18 protein-coding genes are annotated in these 18260 nt (G+C 72.3%); 8 read left to right on the top strand and 10 right to left on the bottom strand.

The window, feature by feature from the left end; genetic code table 11:
* The first annotated feature begins 250 nt into the window (after window positions 1-250).
* Window positions 251-2776 carry a beta-glucosidase family protein gene (locus N542_RS23290; protein WP_081795006.1) on the top strand — a complete coding sequence of 842 codons (2526 nt, stop codon included), beginning with the start codon at window positions 251-253 and terminating at the stop codon, window positions 2774-2776.
* 3 nt (window positions 2777-2779) lie between these two features.
* Here N542_RS23290 and N542_RS23285 read toward each other — a convergent pair whose 3' ends face one another.
* The 8 genes from N542_RS23285 to N542_RS0103900 form a co-directional block, all read right to left on the bottom strand.
* Window positions 2780-3664, bottom strand: a complete 885-nt coding sequence (locus tag N542_RS23285) for a fumarylacetoacetate hydrolase family protein (RefSeq protein ID WP_036506305.1) — start codon at window positions 3662-3664, stop codon at window positions 2780-2782.
* Window positions 3665-3674: 10 nt separating this feature from the next.
* On the bottom strand, window positions 3675-4406 hold the full coding sequence (locus tag N542_RS0103930; RefSeq protein WP_028642818.1) for an SDR family NAD(P)-dependent oxidoreductase: 732 nt from the start codon (window positions 4404-4406) through the stop codon (window positions 3675-3677).
* A gap of 158 nt (window positions 4407-4564) precedes the next feature.
* Window positions 4565-5512: a VOC family protein gene (locus N542_RS0103925; protein WP_028642817.1), complete on the bottom strand. Its 948-nt coding sequence runs from the start codon at window positions 5510-5512 to the stop codon at window positions 4565-4567.
* A gap of 27 nt (window positions 5513-5539) precedes the next feature.
* Complete coding sequence (locus N542_RS0103920; RefSeq protein WP_028642816.1) at window positions 5540-6313, bottom strand: SDR family NAD(P)-dependent oxidoreductase; 774 nt, start codon at window positions 6311-6313, stop codon at window positions 5540-5542.
* Window positions 6310-6744, bottom strand: coding sequence for a VOC family protein (locus tag N542_RS0103915; RefSeq protein ID WP_036506302.1), 435 nt, complete (start codon window positions 6742-6744; stop codon window positions 6310-6312). The genes N542_RS0103920 and N542_RS0103915 overlap by 4 nt, the downstream gene beginning before the upstream one ends.
* On the bottom strand, window positions 6744-8120 hold the full coding sequence (locus N542_RS0103910) for an NAD-dependent succinate-semialdehyde dehydrogenase (protein WP_028642814.1): 1377 nt from the start codon (window positions 8118-8120) through the stop codon (window positions 6744-6746). The genes N542_RS0103915 and N542_RS0103910 overlap by 1 nt, the downstream gene beginning before the upstream one ends.
* On the bottom strand, window positions 8117-9103 hold the full coding sequence (locus tag N542_RS0103905) for a fumarylacetoacetate hydrolase family protein (protein ID WP_028642813.1): 987 nt from the start codon (window positions 9101-9103) through the stop codon (window positions 8117-8119). The genes N542_RS0103910 and N542_RS0103905 overlap by 4 nt, the downstream gene beginning before the upstream one ends.
* Before the next feature lie 3 nt (window positions 9104-9106).
* Window positions 9107-9400, bottom strand: coding sequence for a putative quinol monooxygenase (locus N542_RS0103900; RefSeq protein WP_028642812.1), 294 nt, complete (start codon window positions 9398-9400; stop codon window positions 9107-9109).
* A 190-nt stretch (window positions 9401-9590) separates the two neighbouring features.
* On the opposite strand from N542_RS0103900, the gene N542_RS0103895 reads away from it, so the two are divergent.
* The 5 genes from N542_RS0103895 (at window position 9591) to N542_RS0103875 (ending at window position 15428) form a co-directional block, all read left to right on the top strand.
* Window positions 9591-10583 carry a sugar ABC transporter substrate-binding protein gene (locus tag N542_RS0103895; protein WP_028642811.1) on the top strand — a complete coding sequence of 331 codons (993 nt, stop codon included), beginning with the start codon at window positions 9591-9593 and terminating at the stop codon, window positions 10581-10583.
* A gap of 5 nt (window positions 10584-10588) precedes the next feature.
* Window positions 10589-11683, top strand: coding sequence for an ABC transporter permease (locus N542_RS0103890; protein WP_028642810.1), 1095 nt, complete (start codon window positions 10589-10591; stop codon window positions 11681-11683).
* Between the two features lies 1 nt (window position 11684).
* Window positions 11685-12473, top strand: a complete 789-nt coding sequence (locus N542_RS23280) for an ATP-binding cassette domain-containing protein (protein ID WP_036506295.1) — start codon at window positions 11685-11687, stop codon at window positions 12471-12473.
* Window positions 12474-12484: 11 nt separating this feature from the next.
* Complete coding sequence (locus tag N542_RS0103880) at window positions 12485-13633, top strand: FAD-dependent monooxygenase (protein WP_028642809.1); 1149 nt, start codon at window positions 12485-12487, stop codon at window positions 13631-13633.
* A gap of 445 nt (window positions 13634-14078) precedes the next feature.
* Window positions 14079-15428, top strand: coding sequence for an FAD-binding oxidoreductase (locus N542_RS0103875; RefSeq protein WP_028642808.1), 1350 nt, complete (start codon window positions 14079-14081; stop codon window positions 15426-15428).
* A 4-nt stretch (window positions 15429-15432) separates the two neighbouring features.
* Here N542_RS0103875 and N542_RS0103870 read toward each other — a convergent pair whose 3' ends face one another.
* Together N542_RS0103870 and N542_RS0103865 are read right to left on the bottom strand one after the other, a co-directional pair.
* Window positions 15433-16269 carry an FHA domain-containing protein gene (locus N542_RS0103870; protein ID WP_051551375.1) on the bottom strand — a complete coding sequence of 279 codons (837 nt, stop codon included), beginning with the start codon at window positions 16267-16269 and terminating at the stop codon, window positions 15433-15435.
* A 7-nt stretch (window positions 16270-16276) separates the two neighbouring features.
* Window positions 16277-16531 carry a hypothetical protein gene (locus N542_RS0103865; protein WP_028642806.1) on the bottom strand — a complete coding sequence of 85 codons (255 nt, stop codon included), beginning with the start codon at window positions 16529-16531 and terminating at the stop codon, window positions 16277-16279.
* Between the two features lie 63 nt (window positions 16532-16594).
* Here N542_RS0103865 and N542_RS0103860 point away from each other — a divergent pair, with 63 nt between their 5' ends.
* Window positions 16595-17494, top strand: coding sequence for a DICT sensory domain-containing protein (locus N542_RS0103860; protein ID WP_197025845.1), 900 nt, complete (start codon window positions 16595-16597; stop codon window positions 17492-17494).
* Complete coding sequence (gene heR / locus N542_RS0103855) at window positions 17491-18258, top strand: heliorhodopsin HeR (protein ID WP_028642804.1); 768 nt, start codon at window positions 17491-17493, stop codon at window positions 18256-18258. The genes N542_RS0103860 and heR overlap by 4 nt, the downstream gene beginning before the upstream one ends.
* The last annotated feature ends 2 nt before the right edge of the window (window positions 18259-18260 follow it).

Below are 18260 nucleotides of genomic sequence, written 5' to 3'. Positions count from 1 at the left end.
GGTCGAGGAAGGACGAAGTCCTGTCTCGAGACCCCCGCAGCCTCCACAGCGCGCTCACGCCCGGGGGTCTCGACGACGCTCGGCCCTGGCGGGCCTCCCTGCTCGACCACCGACACCCCCGCAGCCTCCACGGCGCGCTCACCCCAGAGGGTCTGTCCGACGCTCGGCCCCGGCGGGCCTCGCTGCTCGACCACCGATTCGCCCCACTTGGTGACGAGTTTCGGCGCCTCGGGCTGGCAAGGTGAGTCACATGGACGACGCAACCCTCGACCAGCGGCTGGCCCGACTGCCGCTCGACCGCAAGGTCCGACTGCTGACCGGCGCCACGATGTTCACCCTCCGCGGGGAGGACGAGATCGGGCTCGCACCGATGGCCTTCAGCGACGGGCCGACCGGGGTGCGCGGGCTGGACTTCACCGGGGGACCGCTGACCTCGCTCTTCCCGAACGCGACGCTGCTCGCGTCGTCGTGGCGCACCGAGACGGCCGAGGAGGTCGGCCGGCTGCTCGCCGAGGAGGCCGAGCGCCAGCACATCCACGTGGTGCTCGGGCCAACCGTCAACCTGCACCGCAGCCCGCTGGGCGGCCGACTCTTCGAGGCCTACTCCGAGGACCCGCTGCTGACCGGCCGCCTGGCGGCGGCGTACGTCTCCGGGCTGCAGTCGCAGGGCATCGGCGCGTGCGTGAAGCACCTGGTCGCCAACGAGGCGGAGACCGAGCGGCACGGCGTCGACAGCGTCGTGGACGAGCGGACCCTGCGGGAGCTCTACCTACTGCCGTTCGAGATCGCGATCGACGATGCCGACCCCTGGTCGGTGATGGCGGCCTACAACGACGTCAACGGCATCCCGGCCACCGAGCAGGGACCGGTCAACAACGGGATCCTCAAGGGCGAGTGGGGCTGGCGCGGGCTCCTGATGTCGGACTGGTTCGCGACCCGGTCGGCCGCTCCGGCAGCCAACGGCGGCCTCGACCTGGTGATGCCCGGTCCGACCGGTCCCTGGGGGCCGGCGCTGGTCGCCGCCGTCGAGGCGGGCGACGTCGAGGAGTCGGTGATCGACGACCACCTGCGCCGCCTGCTGCTGCTGGCGGCGCGCGTCGGCGCAATCGACGAGACCCGCACCTGGCGCACGGACCTGCCCGAGCCCGGCGGCGCCGTACGCCGTGAGCAGCTGACCCGCCTGGCCGCCGAGGGCATGACGGTGCTGGCCAACGACGGCGTGCTCCCGCTGACCCGGGGCGCGTCGGTCGCCCTGATCGGTCGCCCGGCACTGGAGACCACGTGCATGGGCGGCGGCTCGGCCGCGGTCCGGGCGCCGCACGAGGTGAGCATCGCCGACGGCCTGGTCGGCGCCACCGACGACGTCACGGTCGTCGACGGGGTCGCCGTGCGCGCGCGGGCCCGGGCGGGCGACTTCAGCATGCGGGTCCGGCTGTACGGCGACTCGGGTGCGCTGCTGTCCGACGCCATCTCGGCCGAGGCCAAGACGGTCGGGTTCATGCCCGACCAGGAGCTGCCGGAGCCGGTGACCCGCGTGGTGCTGTCCGCGCTCGTGCCCGCAGGCGCCATGCGCGTCGGCGTGCTCGGCGTGGGGACCGCGACCGTGACCATCGACGGGGCGACCCACGAGGTCACGCTCGACTCCGAGTCCAGCGACATCGGCGGCGACTTCCTGCGCCCGCCGGGCTGGCAGACCGACGTGGTGCTGTCGGAGCCGCGCGAGCTGGTCGCCGACCTCACCCTGGGCGGGTGGGCCCGGCTCGGCCTGGTCGCCGAGCCGACCCCGCCCACCGACGACGAGGCGATCGCGAACGCCGTGGCCGCCGCCTCCGCCGCCGACGTCGCCGTGGTGGTCGTCGGCCTCACCGAGGAGCAGGAGACCGAGGCCTTCGACAAGTCGACGCTCGCGCTGCCCGGCCGCCAGGACGAGCTCGTGTCGGCGGTGGCGGCCGCGGCGCGCCGTACGGTCGTCGTGGTCAACGCCGCCACCCCGGTGCTGATGCCGTGGGCCGACGAGGTGGACGCGATCCTCTGGGCCGGGCTGCCCGGGCAGGAGGGCGGGCACGCGGTGGCCGCCGCGCTGCTGGGCGACATCGAGCCGGCGGGCCGGCTGGTCACCTCCTTCCCCGCCGCCGACGGCGCGTCCCCGGCGTGGGACGTCGTGCCGACCGACGGCCGGCTGGCCTACGAGGAGGGCGTCTACGTCGGCTACCGCGGGTACGCCGCGCGGCGAGCCCCGGCGCCGGCGTACTGGTTCGGGCAGGGCCTGGGCTACGGCGACTGGGAGTACGGCGAGGCCACGCTGTCCGGCTCGACGCTGAGCGTGGACCTGACGAACGTCTCGGCCCGCGACTCCCGTGAGGTCGTCCAGGTCTACCTGGACCCGGCCGAGGACGACCAGCCGATCCGGCTGGTCGGCTGGACCACCGTCGACCTCGCCGCCGGCGAGACCCGCCAGATCGAGGTCACCCTCGACCCGCGCGCCGGCCGCACGTGGGACGGCGGAGCCTGGCGGGCGCTGACGACGGGACGGCTGCTGGTCGCCCGCGGGCTCGGCGACCTCCGCGGCGAGGTGCCGCTGCCGCCCGACGAGCTCGAGGAGATCCTGGCCGACCTGGCCGGGCGTCCGCTCGACGAGGCCACCGAGGTGGTGTCGGGCGCCGGCTGGGAGGTGCGCGCCTACTCCCCCGGCTCGCCGTTGACGATGGACTACCGCGACGACCGGATGAACCTCGAGCACCAGGACGGGGTCGTGCTGCGGGCCTGGGTCGGCTGACGCCTACTCGGCGACCGACCCCGTCAGCACCCCGATCCCCTCGACCTCCATGCGTACGACGTCGCCGGGTTCGAGCGGCGGGGGCGTCCGCTCCCCGCGCCGACCCCACAGCTCGGCCAGGCAGCCACCGCCTCCGGTGGTGCCGGAGGCCAGCAGGTCGCCGGGCAGCACGACGGAGTCGCGCGACGCGTAGGCGATCATCTCGGCGAAGGTCCAGTGCATGTGGGAGAGCCGGTCGCCACCGACGTGCACGTCGTTGACCGAGACCCGGCAGTCCAGGTCGAGCGAGGTCAGCTCGTCGGCGGTCACGATCCACGGGCCGACGGACGTCGCGAAGTCCTTGCCCTTGGCCGGGCCCAGGCCGACCTGCATCTCGCGGGACTGCAGGTCGCGCGCGGACCAGTCGTTGACGATCGTATAGCCGAAGACCGCGTCGGCCGCCGCGGCCTCGCTCAGCGACGAGCCGCCACGTCCGAGCACCACCCCGACCTCCAGCTCGAAGTCGAGCGCGCGGGAGGTGGCCGGCCGCGGGATCGCGGCCCCGGGCCCGTACAGCGCATGGGGGTTGGTGAAGTAGAAGGTGGGCGCGTCGTACCAAGCCTCCGGTACGCCGCTGGCGTTGTCGACGCTGCGGCGCACTCCCTCGACGTGGCTCTCGAAGGTCACGAAGTCGCGCACGCTCGCCGGTCGGTACGGCAGCTCCAGAGCGGCCGGGTCGAGCGGCACCCCGGACCCGCCGCGTGCGGTGGCGCCGATCTCGAGCGCGCGCTCGAGGCCGAGCTGGACGAGGTCGCCGACGGAGCGGCCGTCGGGCAGGAGGTACGCCGTGTCGTCCTCGACCACGGCGCCGACGGTGCGGCCGCCGTGGCGCAGGCTCGCGAGTCTCATGACAGGGCCCTCACGCCGGCGGCCTGGTCGCGTCGGCGATGCCCTTGTGGGACCCGTGGGCGACGAGACCACCGTCGATGACGAGCTCGGCGCCGTTGTAGTACGCCGAGTCGTCGGACATCAGGAAGACGACCGTGGGGGCGATGTCGGCCACCTCGCCGACCCGGCCCAGCGGGATCTCGGCGAGCGCCGCGTCGGTGAACGCCGGCGAGGCCGAGGCCATCAGCGGGGTGTCGACCAGTCCCGGCATCACGGCGTTGACCCGGATCCCGCGCGTCGACCCGAGCTCGAGCGAGGCCGAGCGGGTGAGGCCGCGCAGTGCCCACTTCGACGCGGTGTACGCCGCCGCCGCGTGGCCCGACACCGCTGCGACGGAGCAGATGTTGACGATGCTCGCGCCCGGGCGCATCAGCGGGACCAGCGCCTGGATCCCGAGCATCGGACCGGTCACGTTGATGGCGAAGGTCCGGTCCCAGGTCTCGAGGGTCACGTCGGGCAGCCGCTCGCGCGCGGCGACTCCGGCGTTGTTGACCAGGCCGTGGACCTCGCCGTGCTCGGTCTCGATCCAGTCCGCCAGCGACGCCCACGCGCCCGGGTCGGTGACGTCGAGCTGCCTTCCCGCCAGCGGGAGCACGTCGGTCGCGACCACCGTCGCGCCGGCCTCGGTCAGGGCGGCGACCTCGGCCGCGCCCTGACCGCGGGCCGCGCCGGTGACGACGACGACCTTGCCTTCGAGCTTCATGGGTTCCTGTCTGCGTCGGGGTGGTTTCGAGGCTCAGGCCTGGCGGCCTTCGCACCTCAACCACCGGGGTTGGGCACGGCGGTCGGGGTTGGGCACGGCGGTCGGGGTTGGGCACGGTGGTCGGGGTTGGGCACGGCGGTCGGGCCGCCGTGGCCGGGTCAGACCGGCGGGGCGACGAAGACGCCCTTGTCGGGGGCGTTGAAGGAGTCGCGCGCGATGATCTCCGACATCGGGTCCGCCGTGCCCCACTGGTCCTGGGTCATCGGGTCGGCGATGTCGTACACGCTCGGGTGCCACGGGTCGGTCTCGATCTTCTCGAGCTCGGTCGTGTACTCCATCGTGTTGCCGCTCGGGTCGAGGAAGTAGGAGAACGTGTTGTTGCCGGCGTTGTGCCGGCCCGGTCCCCAGATCTTCTTGATGCCGGCGCGCATGACCCGACCGGTGCCGCGCATGTACTCGTCCAGGCCGCGCATCTCAAAGGACACGTGGTGCACCGAGGTGTGCGGGCCGCGGGCGATCGCCAGGCTGTGGTGCCAGTCGTTGCACCGCATGAAGTGCATCATCTCGCCCATGTGCTCGCCCCAGAGCGTGTCCGAGAGCTTGAAGCCCAGGACGTCGGAGTAGAAGTCGCGGGTGGCGTTGGGGTTGTTGGAGTTCATCACCGCGTGCGAGATGCGCACGGGGATCGCCTCGCCCTCCTCGATCGCGCGGTGCTCGCGGGTCTCGACGTCGGCGGAGACCTCGATGGTGCGCCCGTCGATGTCGAAGAACCGGAAGCCGTAGCCGCCACCGGCGGTCTGCAGCGCTCCCGGCTCGGTGACGATCTGGATGCCCTGGGTGCCGAGCTTCTGCGCCAGCGCGTCGACGGCGGCGGTGTCGGTGGCGCCGAAGGAGATCAGGTCGAGGCGCTTGTCGGAGGACTCGCGCAACCGGATGATGTACTGCTCCGGCGAGCCCTCGGCCGCGAAGTACGACAGGTTGCCGTCCTTGCCGATCTCGCTCAGGCCCCAGGTGTCCTTGTAGAAGGTCCGCTGGGTCTCGAAGTCGGTGACCGCCAGGTCGACGTGGCGCAGGTGGGTGATGCCGTGCTCGTTGAGGTGACTCATCTGCTGTTCTCTCCTAGTCGTGCTGGGTTAGCCGAGGACGGACGCGCCGCCGTCGATGACGATGTTGGTGCCGCTGATCCACGAGGACTCGTCGGAGGCGAGGAAGACCGCCGCGTTGACGACGTCGTCCGGCTGGCCGTGCCGCCCGAGCGGGATCCGGTCGAGGACGACGCGCCGCATCCGCTCCGGCGGGTCGGCCAGCAGCGGTGCGGTGTTCGGCGTCTCGGTCATGCCGGGGCTGATCACGTTGGCGCGGATGCCGTGCGGCCCGCCCTCGACGACCAGCTGCAGGGTCAGCGCGATCACGCCGCCCTTGGCGGTCGAGTGCGCGTTCTGCGCCATGAACTCCACGCCGCGCAGCGCCGCGATCGAGCCGACGTTGATGATCGAGCCGCCGCCGTGCGCCTTGAGGTGCGGCCACGCCGCGCGCACCGTGTAGTAGACGAGGTCGAGCTCGTTGCGCATGGTGAAGTCCCAGTCCTCGACGCTGAGCTCGTCGACGGCGCCGAAGCGCTGGGTCGAGGCGTTGTTGTAGAGGACGTCGATGCCGTCGTACGTCGCGACCGCGGCGTCGACCCACTCGCGGGCGGCGGTCGCGTCCCCGAGGTCGACGTCGTCCATCACGGTGATCTCGCCACCCTGCGAGCGCACCAGCTCCTCGGTGCGCGCGGCCCCGTCCTTGTCCAGGTCGCAGCCCACGACGCGCGCGCCCTCGGCCGCGAACCGCCGGGCCGCGGCGACGCCCATGCCGCCCCCGACACCGGTGATCAGCGCGATCTTGCCCTCCAGGCGCCGCGTCATCGGGCGACCCCGCGGGTGACAGGTCCGGCCGACGTCCGGTCGAGCAGCTCGAGCAGGTTGCCCTCGGGGTCGGCGACGTACGCCATCCGCACACCCGGCTCGGGCGAGGGGCGCGGCGACATCCGGTCGCCGGCGTCGGCGGCGAGGAGGGCGTCGTACGCCGCGTCGACATCGGGGACGTCGAGGGCGACGTGGCCGTAGCCGCGGGTGAGCGCCGCCTCGACCGGGTCGGCGGCCCGGAGGCCGGGCTCGTTGCCGGAGCGGCTCAGGAGCTCGAGGCGCCAGCCGACGGGCGAGCGCAGCATGGCGCCCCGGAGGTCGACGTGGTCGAGGGTGAACTCGAACTCGATCGCGAGGTCGAGGTGCTGGCAGTACCAGGCGCTCATCGCGTCGAGGTCGGCGACGGTGAGCCCGACGTGGTCCAGGCGCATCACGCCACGACCATCGTCCGCACGTTGGTGAACTCGCGAACCCCCTCGGCCGACAGCTCGCGGCCGTAGCCGCTGCGACCGGTGCCGCCGAAGGGCAGCCGCGGGTCGGAGGCCACCATGGCGTTGACGAAGAGCGCACCCGAGCGGACCCGGCGACCGACGGCGACGGCGTGCTCCGGCGTGCCCCACACCGACGCGCCGAGCCCGAAGGTCGTCGCGTTGGCGAGCTCGACGGCGTGGTCGTCGTCGCGGGCGCGGGTGATCGTCGCGACCGGGCCGAAGGTCTCCTCGACGAAGGCGGTCATCGCCGGCTCGACCCCCACGAGGACGGTCGGCTCCATGTAGCAGCCGGGTCCGTCGATGGCGCTGCCGCCGACGACCAGCCGGGCACCCTCGGCGAGGCTCGCCTCGACCTGGCGCACGACGCCGTCGCGCAGGTCGGCGCGCGCCATCGGGCCGATCGTGGTGGCCGGCTCGGTCGGGTCGCCGACCTGCAGCATGGCGACGCCGTCGACGAACCGCTCGACGAACTCGTCGGCGACGTCCTCGTGCACGATGAACCGCTTGGCGCACACGCAGCTCTGGCCGGTATTGGTGAAGCGGGCCCGCACGGCCGTGGCGGCGGCCAGCGGGACGTCCGCGTCGGCGAGCACCACGAAGGGGTCGGAGCCACCGAGCTCGAGGACCGACTTCTTGATCGCCGCGCCCGCGACCGATGCGATCGACGAGCCGGCGCGCTCGCTGCCGGTGAGGGTGACGGCGGCGATCCGCGGATCCTCGACGACCCGGCGCGAGACCGAGGGCACGTCCTCGGCGGCGACGACCAGGGAGCGGAAGAGCCCCTCCGGTGCGCCGGCGTCGGCGAAGAGGTCCTCGATCGCCAGGGCGCACCCGGTGACGTCCGGGCTGTGCTTGAGTAACGCGGCGTTGCCGGCCGCGAGGGCGGCCGAGGCGAAGCGCAGCACCTGCCAGAAGGGGAAGTTCCAGGGCATCACGGCGAAGACGACGCCGACCGGCTCGTACGACAGCCACGACCGCGACGCCGCCGACTCGATCTCGTGGTCGCCCAGCCAGCCGGGCGCGAGGTCGGCGACGACCTCGCAGTTCCAGGCGCACTTGTCGACCTCGCCGAGTGCCTCGGCCAGGGGCTTCCCCATCTCGGCGGTGATCAGCGCGGCGTACTCCTCGCGGCGCTCGCTGAGGAGCTTGCCGACGCCGCGCAGCAGCGCGAGGCGCTCCGGCAGCGCGGTCGAGCCCCACACCTGCGACGCCGCGTGCACGGCGACGAGCGCCGCCTCGACCCCGGCCTCGTCGTGCGCGGCGTAGCGGCGCAGCTCCTCGCCGGTGGCCGGGTTGCGGGTGACCACGGTGCTCATGCCGACGCCTCCAACCGGGGCCGACGACGGGCGGGCGCGACGGCCTCGACCGACTCCTCCGGCTCCGCGACGGCGTTGCGGATCGTGCCGAGTCGGTCGATGGTCATCTCGACGACGTCGCCGACCTGCAGCGGCGGTGGGGTCAGCGAACCGGTGCGCCCCCACGACTCCGCGAGCGAGCCGGCCGAGCAGGTGCCGGACGCAAGGACCTCGCCGGCCTTGACCCACGACGCCCGCGACGCGTGGGAGACCAGCTGCTCGAAGGACCACCCCATGTGGCCCGAGCGGTCCTCGCCGATCCGGACCCCGTTGACGGACACCGACATCGGGAGGTCGAGGAACCCGTCGGCGTCGCGACAGTCGTCGAGCTCGTCGGCGGTGACGACCCAGGGGCCGATGGTGGTCGCGAAGTCCTTGCCCTTGGAGGGCCCGAGCTTGAGGCTCATCTCCTTGCCCTGGATGTCGCGCGCGGACCAGTCGTTCATCACGCAGTAGCCGCCGATGGCGGACCGGGCCTCCTCGGGCGTCGCGTTGCGCACGTCGCGGCACACGATCGCCGCGACCTCCAGCTCGAAGTCCAGCCGCTCGGTGTCGGGCGGCATCGCGACGTCGTCGTACGGCCCGGTCACCGCGTGCGGGGCCATGAAGAGGAAGACGGGCGCGTCGTACCAGGCGGCCGGCGGGCCGGGGTTGCCGTGGCCGCGCTCCATGCCGTCGACGTGCGCCTCGAAGGTGAGGAAGTCGCGCATCGCGACCGGGTAGACCGGCGGCAGCAGCACGATCTCGTCGAGGGAGAGGCCGTCCCCGGCGGCCGCGACATCGGCCTGCGAGTCTCGCCACTCGGCCGACTCGCCCAGCAGCTCGACCAGGTCGAAGCCGGCGTCGAAGGGGTGCACGCGGACGTGGTCACCCTGCCCGAGCACCAGCCCGACCTGCCGCAGGTGCGGCTCGTCGTCGTGCCGACGGAAGGTGGCGAGACGCACGGATCAGCCGCCGATCGTCTCGTAGAAGGCCCGCTCGCGGTTGGCGAGCACCGGGATCGCCTGCTCGAGCGCGTACTGCTTGAAGTGGTCCGACGCACCGTGCGCGGCGTACGCGGCCTCGTCGTCGTAGATCTCGAAGAGACGGAAGACCAGGGGGTCCGACGCGTCCCGGTAGGCCTGGTAGAAGACGTTGCCCGGCTCCTCGCGCGACGGCGGGGTGAGCTTCTCGATCGCGTCGAGCACGACGCCCTCCTGCCCGGCTTCGGCGGTCCAGGTGGCGCTGACGACGTACGGCATTGGTGCTCCTCGAACGGGTGGTGATGTGACTGACGTCATCACGCTAGGCGCGCCCGGGACGGGTCGGGAAAGCGCAGACGTCGATGCCTGGCATCACTGCGATCGGGGTTCCGGGTGATCGGCGTCACCTGTTCTCCTGTGACCGAACCCACAGGCGGAGTCCACCCGCCCCGGAAACCAGGAGTTGACGATGCAGCACCCCATCTCCAAGCGCAGCAGGGCGGCGCTCGCCGCCCTCGCTGTCGGCAGTCTGATGACGCTCGCCGCCTGCGGCAGCGACGGCACCCAGCCGGCAGCCGGCGCGGACACGGGCTCGGGCTCGGACTCCAGCAAGACCCTGGTCTTCTCGCCGCTGGCGCTGAAGATCCCCGCGATGCAGCAGCTGTCCGAGGGCATCAAGGGATACGGCAAGTCCCAGGGCTACGACGTCGTCGTCCAGGACCCCAACCTCGACCCGCAGAAGCAGGTGACCGATCTGCAGACCGCGATCTCGACCGGCAAGGCCGACGCCGTCTGGGCGATCATGGTCGCCCCCGAGGCCGCCGCGTCGCTGATCCCGCTCGCCCAGGACAAGGGCATCCCGATGGTCGTCAACGGCACGCCGGAGGCGTACGGCCTCGACGGCATGCAGCCGGGCGTCTCCTTCGCCACCATCGACTACTCCGCCGAGGGCGAGGCCGCCGGCACCGAGCTCGGCAACTGCATCAACGAGCAGCTGGACGGCAAGGCCAAGGTGCTGTTCGAGGAGTCCGCCGCCGGCACCGCCGGCAAGGCGGAGTACGAGGGCGCGGTGAAGAAGTTCCTCGCCCAGACCGCTCCCGACGCCACGATCGTCGCGACCACGCAGGTGAGCGACCGCCAGACCGCCCAGACCGACGTCGGCAGCGCGCTCCAGGGCAACCCGGACGTCACCGCGGTCTTCGGGCAGAACGACGAGGGCGCCCTCGGTGCCATCGGCGCCTTCAAGGCGGCCGGCAAGGAGCTGCCCTGCCTGGTGGAGACGGGCGGCAACGAGGAGTCGCTCGCCGCGGTCAAGAGCGGCGACATCTACGCCGTGATCGCGCTCCAGTTCGCCGACGACATGACCCAGAACGTCGACACCCTCACCAAGATGCTGAAGGACCCCACCGCCGAGGGTGAGCAGCTCGTCACCCCCCAGAAGGTCATCAAGGCAGGAAGTTGAGCACCGTGACGAACTCAGAGGCGATCGTGGCCGGGGCGTCCAGCCCCGGCGAGGCGCCGGCGCCCACCACCGGCTCCTCCGGTCAGGACATGCCGCGCTCGGTGTCGGTCCTCGTCTTCTTCCGGGACCGAGGGATCTTCGTGCTGTGGGGACTGCTGATCGTGGTCTTCGCGATCTGGTGCTCGCCGTACTTCTTCCAGGTCGACAACGCGCTGCTGATCGCCAACGCCGCCGCGCTGACCGCGCTCTTCGCGGCCGGGGTCGGGATCGGGATCATGACGGGGGTCCTCGACCTGTCGCTGCCCGGCACCGCCGCGGTGTCCAGCTGCATCTGCGGCTGGCTGCTCACCCACGGTCACGCGACGTGGCTCGGCCTCGCGGCCGGGATCGCGGCCGGCGTCGTGGTCGGCGTCTTCAACGGGCTGATCACCATCCGCGGCTTCAACCCGATCATCGTCACGATCGGCACGCTGTCCGTGCTGTCCGGTCTCGCGGCCGTCATCGCCGGCGGCTACACGTTCCCCGGGCTCAGCCAGCTCGAGTTCATGGGCACGCACCGCTACCTCAAGGTCGGCGACTCCTTCTCGGGCATCCCGGCGCCGGTCTTCATCGTGGCGGTCGTCTTCCTGATCGGGACGGTGTTCCTGACCCGCACCCGCGACGGGATCCGGCTGATGGCGGTCGGCGGCAACGCCGAGGCCGTACGCCGGGCGGGCATCCGCGCCAACCACTACACCGTCCTGGGCTTCGTGATCTCCGGCGTCCTGGCCGCGCTCGGCGGCCTGGTCAGCACCGCGGTCGTCACCGAGGCGAACCCGTCGGCCAGCCCGGCGATCATCTTCAGCGCGCTGACCGCGGTCGCGCTCGCCGGCGTCTCCCTCGCCGGGGGACGAGGGAGCCTGCCCCGCGTCCTGGTCGGTGCGCTCATCCTGGCCACGATCAGCAACGGCCTGACGATCCGCGGCATCCAGCCCTACTGGGCGACGGTCTGCACCGGCGCTCTGCTGCTCGGCTCGCTGGCCCTCGAGCGGGTCATCCAGTCGAGCGTCTCCGAGCGGCTGATGGCCGCCAACCTCTCCGTCCACCAGAAGAAGGTCTGACATGCCGACCCCTGCCCTGGAGCTCTCCGGCATCGAGATGCACTACGGGTTCGTCCGTGCCCTCGACGACATCGACTTCCACGTCGACCCCGGCGAGGTCGTGGCCCTGCTCGGCGACAACGGCGCCGGCAAGTCGACGCTGCTCAAGGTCATGTCGGGAGCCCACAAGCCCTCGCACGGCGTCATCCGCGTGCGCGGCGAGGAGCACTCGTTCCACGCCCCGAGCGACGCCGCGGGCGCGGGCATCCAGATGGTCTACCAGGACCTGTCCCTGGTGGAGCCGCAGGACATCGCGATCAACCTCAACCTCGGCCAGGAGACCCTGCGCAAGGGCCCGCTCGGCTGGCTCGGCTTCGTCGACCGCAAGGAGATGCGGCGCAGCTCGGAGCGCGAGCTGGACCGCCTCGGCGTACGCACCGCTCCGATGACCCGCCCGGTCGAGATGCTCTCCGGCGGTCAGCGTCAGGTCGTCGCGCTCGCCCGCAGCGCCATCCGCGTCAACGGCGAGTCGCAGGGGATCCTGCTGCTCGACGAGCCGACCGCGGCCCTGGGCTACGAGCAGACCAAGAACGTCGAGGGCCTGATCCGCCGGATGGCCGACCAGGGCATCGCGATCGTCGTCGTCACCCACGACCTCCCGCTCTGCTACGAGGTCGCCGACCGCCTGGTCATCCTCAACCGGGGCAAGAAGGTCGCCGACCTGCCGGCCGCCACCGCCGACCGCGACCACGTCGTCGGCTGGATCACCGGCTCGCGCGAGTCGATGTTCCCCACCACCGTCACCTCGTAGGAGCCTCTTCCATGTCTGAGTCCAGCACTGTCGACCACCCCACCCGGCGCGTCCTGATCGTCGGCGGCGGCATCACCGGCGGCGTGCTCTCGCTCGCCCTGGCCCAGCAGGGCGTCTCTGTCGTGCTCGTGGACCTGCGTGAGTCCCTCGGTGGCGTCGGGCACGGGATCACCCTGCAGGGCAACGCGCTCAAGGCGTTCAGGTCCGTGGGCATCTACGACAAGCTCGCCGAGCGCAGCTTCCCCTTCAGCCACCTGCGGCTCAAGACCGCCGACGGTCACGTGATCGCCGAGATCCCCACGCCACCGATGGGCGGGGCCGAGCTGCCCGGCACCATGGGAGCGGTGCGCGGCGACCTGGCCGACATCCTGGCCGAGGAGGTCGTCGCGGCCGGGGTCGACGTACGCCTCGGGGTGACGCTCACCGACATCGACGACCACGGCGACTCGGTCACCGTCACGCTGTCGGACGGCACGTCGGAGACCGTCGACCTGCTCGTCGGCGCCGACGGGATCCGCTCCAAGGTGCGCGGCATGATCGGCATCGAGGACCAGCCGAGGCCCGTGGGCATGGGCATCTGGCGCACCGTCGCCAAGCGGCCGGTCGAGATGGACTGCTCCGAGATGTACTACGGCGGCCCGAAGTACAAGGCCGGCTACACCCCCATCTCCGAGGACCTCTGCTACGCGTTCCTGCTCGAGGAGAACCTCGACCGGTCCTTCATCGGCGAGGGCGCGCGCGGGTCCGAGCTGAAGGAGCGCGGCCAGGGGTACGGCGGGATCTGGGGCGAGGTGCGCGACAGCCTGGCCGACGACGCGGTCGTCAACTACCAGTGGATCGAGTCGATCTGCGTCGAGTCGCCGTGGTACCGCGGCCGCTCGATCATCATCGGCGACGCCGCCCACGCCTGCCCGCCGCTGATCGCGCAGGGCGCGGCGATGTGCGCCGAGGACGCGGTGATCCTGGCCGAGATGCTGACCGGCGGCGACCCGATCGACGACGTGCTCCCGGCGTTCATGGCCCGCCGCTTCCCGCGCGTGAAGATGGTGCTCGACAACAGCCTCACCCTGGCCGAGTGGGAGATCCACCCCGAGACCGAGGGTGCCGACCCCGGCCGGATCATGGGCCAGACCCTGCACGCCCTGGTCGAGCCCGCCTGATGACGACCGGGTGCGGCGGTGGGCAGTCCACGCTTTCTCCGGCGCAGACGGTGGATCTCCGACCGCCGCCCTGCGCCGCCACCGGCTGGCGGTGGGCAGTCCACGCTCTCGCGCGCGCAGACGGTGGAACTCCCACCGCTGCCCGGGCCGCCGCCGACCGGCGGTGGACAGTCCACGCTCTCGCACCCGCAAACAGTGGATCTCCCACCGCTGCCCGGGCCGCCGCCGACCGGCGGTGGACAATCCACGCTCTCGCACCCGCAGACCGTGGAACTCCCACCGCCCCCCACACCGCCCCCGACCGGCGGTGGACAATCCACGCTCTCCCACCCGCAAACCGTGGAACTCCCACCGCCCCCCACGCCGCCACCGACCAGCGGTGGGCACTCCACGCTCTCGCACGCCCAAACCGTGGATCTCCCACCGCTCCCCGGGCGGAGGCGGCGTGACGAGCGGGCCGGTCGTCGAGCGCGGGGAGCCGGGCTTCGAGCAGGCGCGGGTCGACCGGATCTTCAACCGCCGGCTGACGTCGCGCCAGCCCGCGGCCGTCGTACGCCCGACGACCGAGGCGGAGGTGGTCGAGGCGGTACGACTGGCGCGCTCACGGGGGTGGCAGGTCGCCGTACGCTCCGGCGGGCACAGCTGGGCCCAGTGGTCCGTGCGGTCCGACGCGCTCGTCATCGACCTGGGCGGCCTGCACGAGATGGCGTACGACGACGCCACCGGCATCGTGACCGCCTCCCCCTCGACCCGGGGCGGTGCCGAGTTGGCGCCCTACCTGGCCGAGCGCGACCGGTTCTTCCCCGGCGGCCACTGTCCCACCGTCGGGATCGGCGGCTTCCTGCTCCAGGGCGGCCAGGGCTGGAACGCCCGCGGCTGGGGCTGGGCGGCGGAGTACGTCGTGGCCGTCGACGTCGTCACGGCGAGCGGTGACCTGGTGCGCGCCTCGGCCGACGAGAACGTCGACCTCTACTGGGCAGCCCGCGGCTCCGGACCCGGCTTCCCCGGCGTCGTCACGCGCTTCCACCTGCGGACCCGGCCGCTCCCGCGCCACGTCGCGCACACCGTGCAGGCCTTCCGGCTCGCGGACTTCGACGAGGTGATGAGCTGGCTGCACGCCACCCACCACTCCGTCGCCGACACCGTCGAGATCGTCGCGCTCACCAAGACCGACCGGGCCCTCGGGCCCGACCCCGTGCTGCTGGTGACGGCCCTCGCGATGGTCGACGACGCGGCCGAGGCCGACGCCGCGCTCGCGCCGTTCCGCAGCAACCCGGCCCTCGACCGAGCGCTGCTCGTGATCGACAGCGAGCCCACCACCCCCGAGGCCGAGCGCGCCCGCCAGCTCGAGGACAACCCCGAGGGCCACCGCTGGGCCGTCGACAACGCCTGGCTCACCGGGCCGGCGACGACCGTCGTGCCGGCGATGCGTCGCGCCTTCACGACGCTGCCCAACGCGAAGGCGTTCACCATCTGGTTCTCGATGGCGCCGCTGCGCGAGCTCCCCGACATGGCGTTCTCGCTGCAGTCGGAGGTCTACCTCGCGTCGTACGTCCTCTGGGAGGACGAGGCCGACGACGAGCGCTGCCTCGGGTGGCTCGAGGGAGCCATGGCCGACCTCGAGCCGGTCACCGTCGGGCAGTACCTCGGCGACAGCGACCACACCCGCCGCCAGGCGAAGGTCCTCTCCGAGGACGCCTGGGCGCGACTGCAGCAGGTGTGCGCCGACCGCGACCCCGACCGGCTGTTCGTCGGCTACCTCGGCGACCCGACCAACCGCAACGGCTGGGACTAGCGGCTCACATCGCGTCGCGCGGCGGCTGCGGTCGCTGGTGCCCGGCCTCGCCGCCGATCCGGCCACCGTGCGGGCGGCCGTGGTCGGCGTACTCCTCCCGGAAGTAGACCAGGCAGTGCGCGCCGATGTCGATGCGCGTGCCGGTGCGCAGGATCTGCTCGCCGACGAAGGCGCCGTGCACCCGCACGGGCCCGTCGACCGCGGTGACGACGTACTCGTCGCGCTCGTCGTGCTCGATCACCGCGTGCCGCTGCTCGAGGCCGGGGAGGCGGATGTCGGAGTCGGGACCGCAGCCGATCGTGATCCGCTCCCGGAGCCGGTAGACCGGCAGCTCCTCGCCCGCCCACAGGTCCTCCTTGGCCAGCACCAGGCGCGGCGCACCGCCGTGCGCCGGGTCGTGCGTCGTCGTGACCGGCCGCCGGACCGGTCGACGCAGGGTCGGCGTCAGCGGCCACAGCGTGCCGGGAGGGACGAGCGCCACGTCGGGGAGCACGGACTGGGTACGACGCGCCCGCGAGCGCGCCGAGGTGAACGCACCGCGCACGCTGCCGAGCCGGATCCGTCGGGACCCGGTCACGCGGCGCTGCCACCACGGCGCGGACACGGCGCCCAACGAGACCAGGTCACGACCCCCGCTGACGACCCGGACCACCACGCCCTGGGCCGCGAGACCCTCGGCCAGGGCGCGGACGGCGGGGGCGTCGCGCTGACCCGCGAAGGCACCGGCGTCGTCGACCTCGAGCAGCAGCCGGTTGGACCCGCCGTGCAACCGGGCGTGCACCGCCGACCCGTCCGCGGTCTCGAGGTCGAGGGTCAGGTCGGCCGACAGCACCAGTGCCATGGTGGGCTCAGCCCGCGTTGCTGTCGGTGGTCGTCACCGTCAGGGTGCCGTTGAGCTTCCAGGTCGCTCGCGGCGCCTCGGACCCGGTGTCACGCGGGACCTCGACCGCCATCTCCTCGAAGGTGTAGTGGATGGCTGCCTGACGTCCGGTCAGGAAGCTCCACATCCGCTGGCCGAGGTCGGTCCAGTCCACGACCTCCTCGGTCTTCTCGCTCGTGCTGCCGTTCGTGCTGCCGTCCAGGGACTGACTGCTGATCGTCATCGCTACCTCCACCGGTTGACACGGGGCTTCCTAAACAGGTTGTTGAGGAATATGCTGAACAACATGAACACAGAGTTGACAAATGCGCAAGGGCCGGGATGGGACCAGCTCCTGACGATCGGTGCCCTGGCCGAGCGCACCGGGCTCAGCCCGGCGACCCTGCGGATGTGGGAGCAGCGGCACGGCTTCCCCCGCCCGCAGCGCCTCGAGAGCGGGCACCGTCGCTACCTCGACGCGGACGTCGAGGCCGTCGCGCACGTCGTACGCCGTCGCGACGCCGGCGTCCGCCTCGACGTGGCGATCGCGGACGCGCTGGCGCAGGCGGAGCCCGGGACCCCCTCGGTCTACGCCGAGCTGCGCCGCAAGCACCCGCACGTCCCCGTGCAGCGGCTGCAGAAGCGCACGCTGCTCGCCCTGTCGTGGGCGATCGAGGACGAGTTCTGCGCCAAGGCGGAGCGGGCCATCATCTTCGGTGGGTTCCAGCAGGAGCGCTACTACGCCGCGGCTCGGCCGCGGTGGCACGAGCTGGCGCTGGTCGCGCGCTCGGCGTTCGCGTTCGCCGAGTTCCCCGACCTCGACCGTCCCCAGGTCGTCGGCACCGGGTCGCGACCCGGCCCGGTCCTGGTGCCGCTGCCGCCCGAGGAGCCGCTGGCCCGGGAGTGGACCGTCGTCTGCGACTCGGTGGACCTGCCCGCCGCGCTGACGGCGTGGGAGCTGCCCGGCCAGCAGGACGTGCCCGATCGCGAGCGGGTCTTCGAGTCGATCATCACCGTCGAGCCGGCCGCCGTCCGCGACGCCGCCCGGGTCTGCGCCGGGGTGGCGATGCGGGCCGGGGCCGCGGAGGCGACGCCCGCCCTCTACGACCTGGCCGACCGCCCGGGTCCGGCCGTCGCCGACCTCGGCGCGGTCAGCGCCATGCTCGGCCGGGTCCTGTCGTACGTCGACCGGTTCGGTGCGGCGTGAGCACCGCGACGGGAGTCGACGACGCTCGCCTGCGCGGCCTGCGCCGCTGGAACCTCGCGCTCGGCGTGCTCCACGCCGCGCAGGCGGTCGCCATCCTGGTGCTGGCCGGCGACTTCGCCATCACGGTGAGCTCGCAGTTCCCGGAGGGTCCGCCCGGCAGCCCCTCGACCGACCCGGCGGCACTCTTCGACGTCCGCATCGGCGTCGCGATCGCCGTCTTCCTCGGCCTGGCCGCGGTCGACCACCTGCTCACGGCGACCCTGGGCCGGGCCGCGTACGAGCGCGACCTCAGGTCCGGCATCAACCGGTTCCGCTGGGTCGAGTACTCGTTCAGCGCCACCATCATGGTCGTGCTCATCGGCTTCTACTGCGGCATCACCGGGATCTCCGCGGTCGTGGCGATCGCCGGGGCCAACGTCGCGATGATCCTCTTCGGCTGGCTCCAGGAGAGGAGCAACCCGCCCGGCCGGACGACCACCACGATGCTGCCGTTCTGGTTCGGAACGATCGCCGGCGCCGCTCCCTGGGTGGCGATCGTGATCAACCTGGTCGGCGCCGGCTCCTCGGTCCCGGGCTTCGTCTACGGGATCTTCATCTCGCTCTTCGTGCTCTTCATGAGCTTCGCGCTCAACCAGTGGCTGCAGTACCGCGAGGTCGGGCGCTGGCGGAGCTACGCCTTCGGCGAGAAGACCTACCTCGTCCTCAGCCTGGTCGCCAAGAGCGCCCTGGCCTGGCAGATCTTCTCCGGATCGCTGGCCGGCTGACG

The organism is Nocardioides sp. URHA0020 (assembly GCF_000620705.1).
GTDB lineage: Bacteria > Actinomycetota > Actinomycetes > Propionibacteriales > Nocardioidaceae > Nocardioides.
Note: the sequence above shows the minus strand (reverse complement) of the source record. Positions and strands in the feature narration are given on the sequence as shown.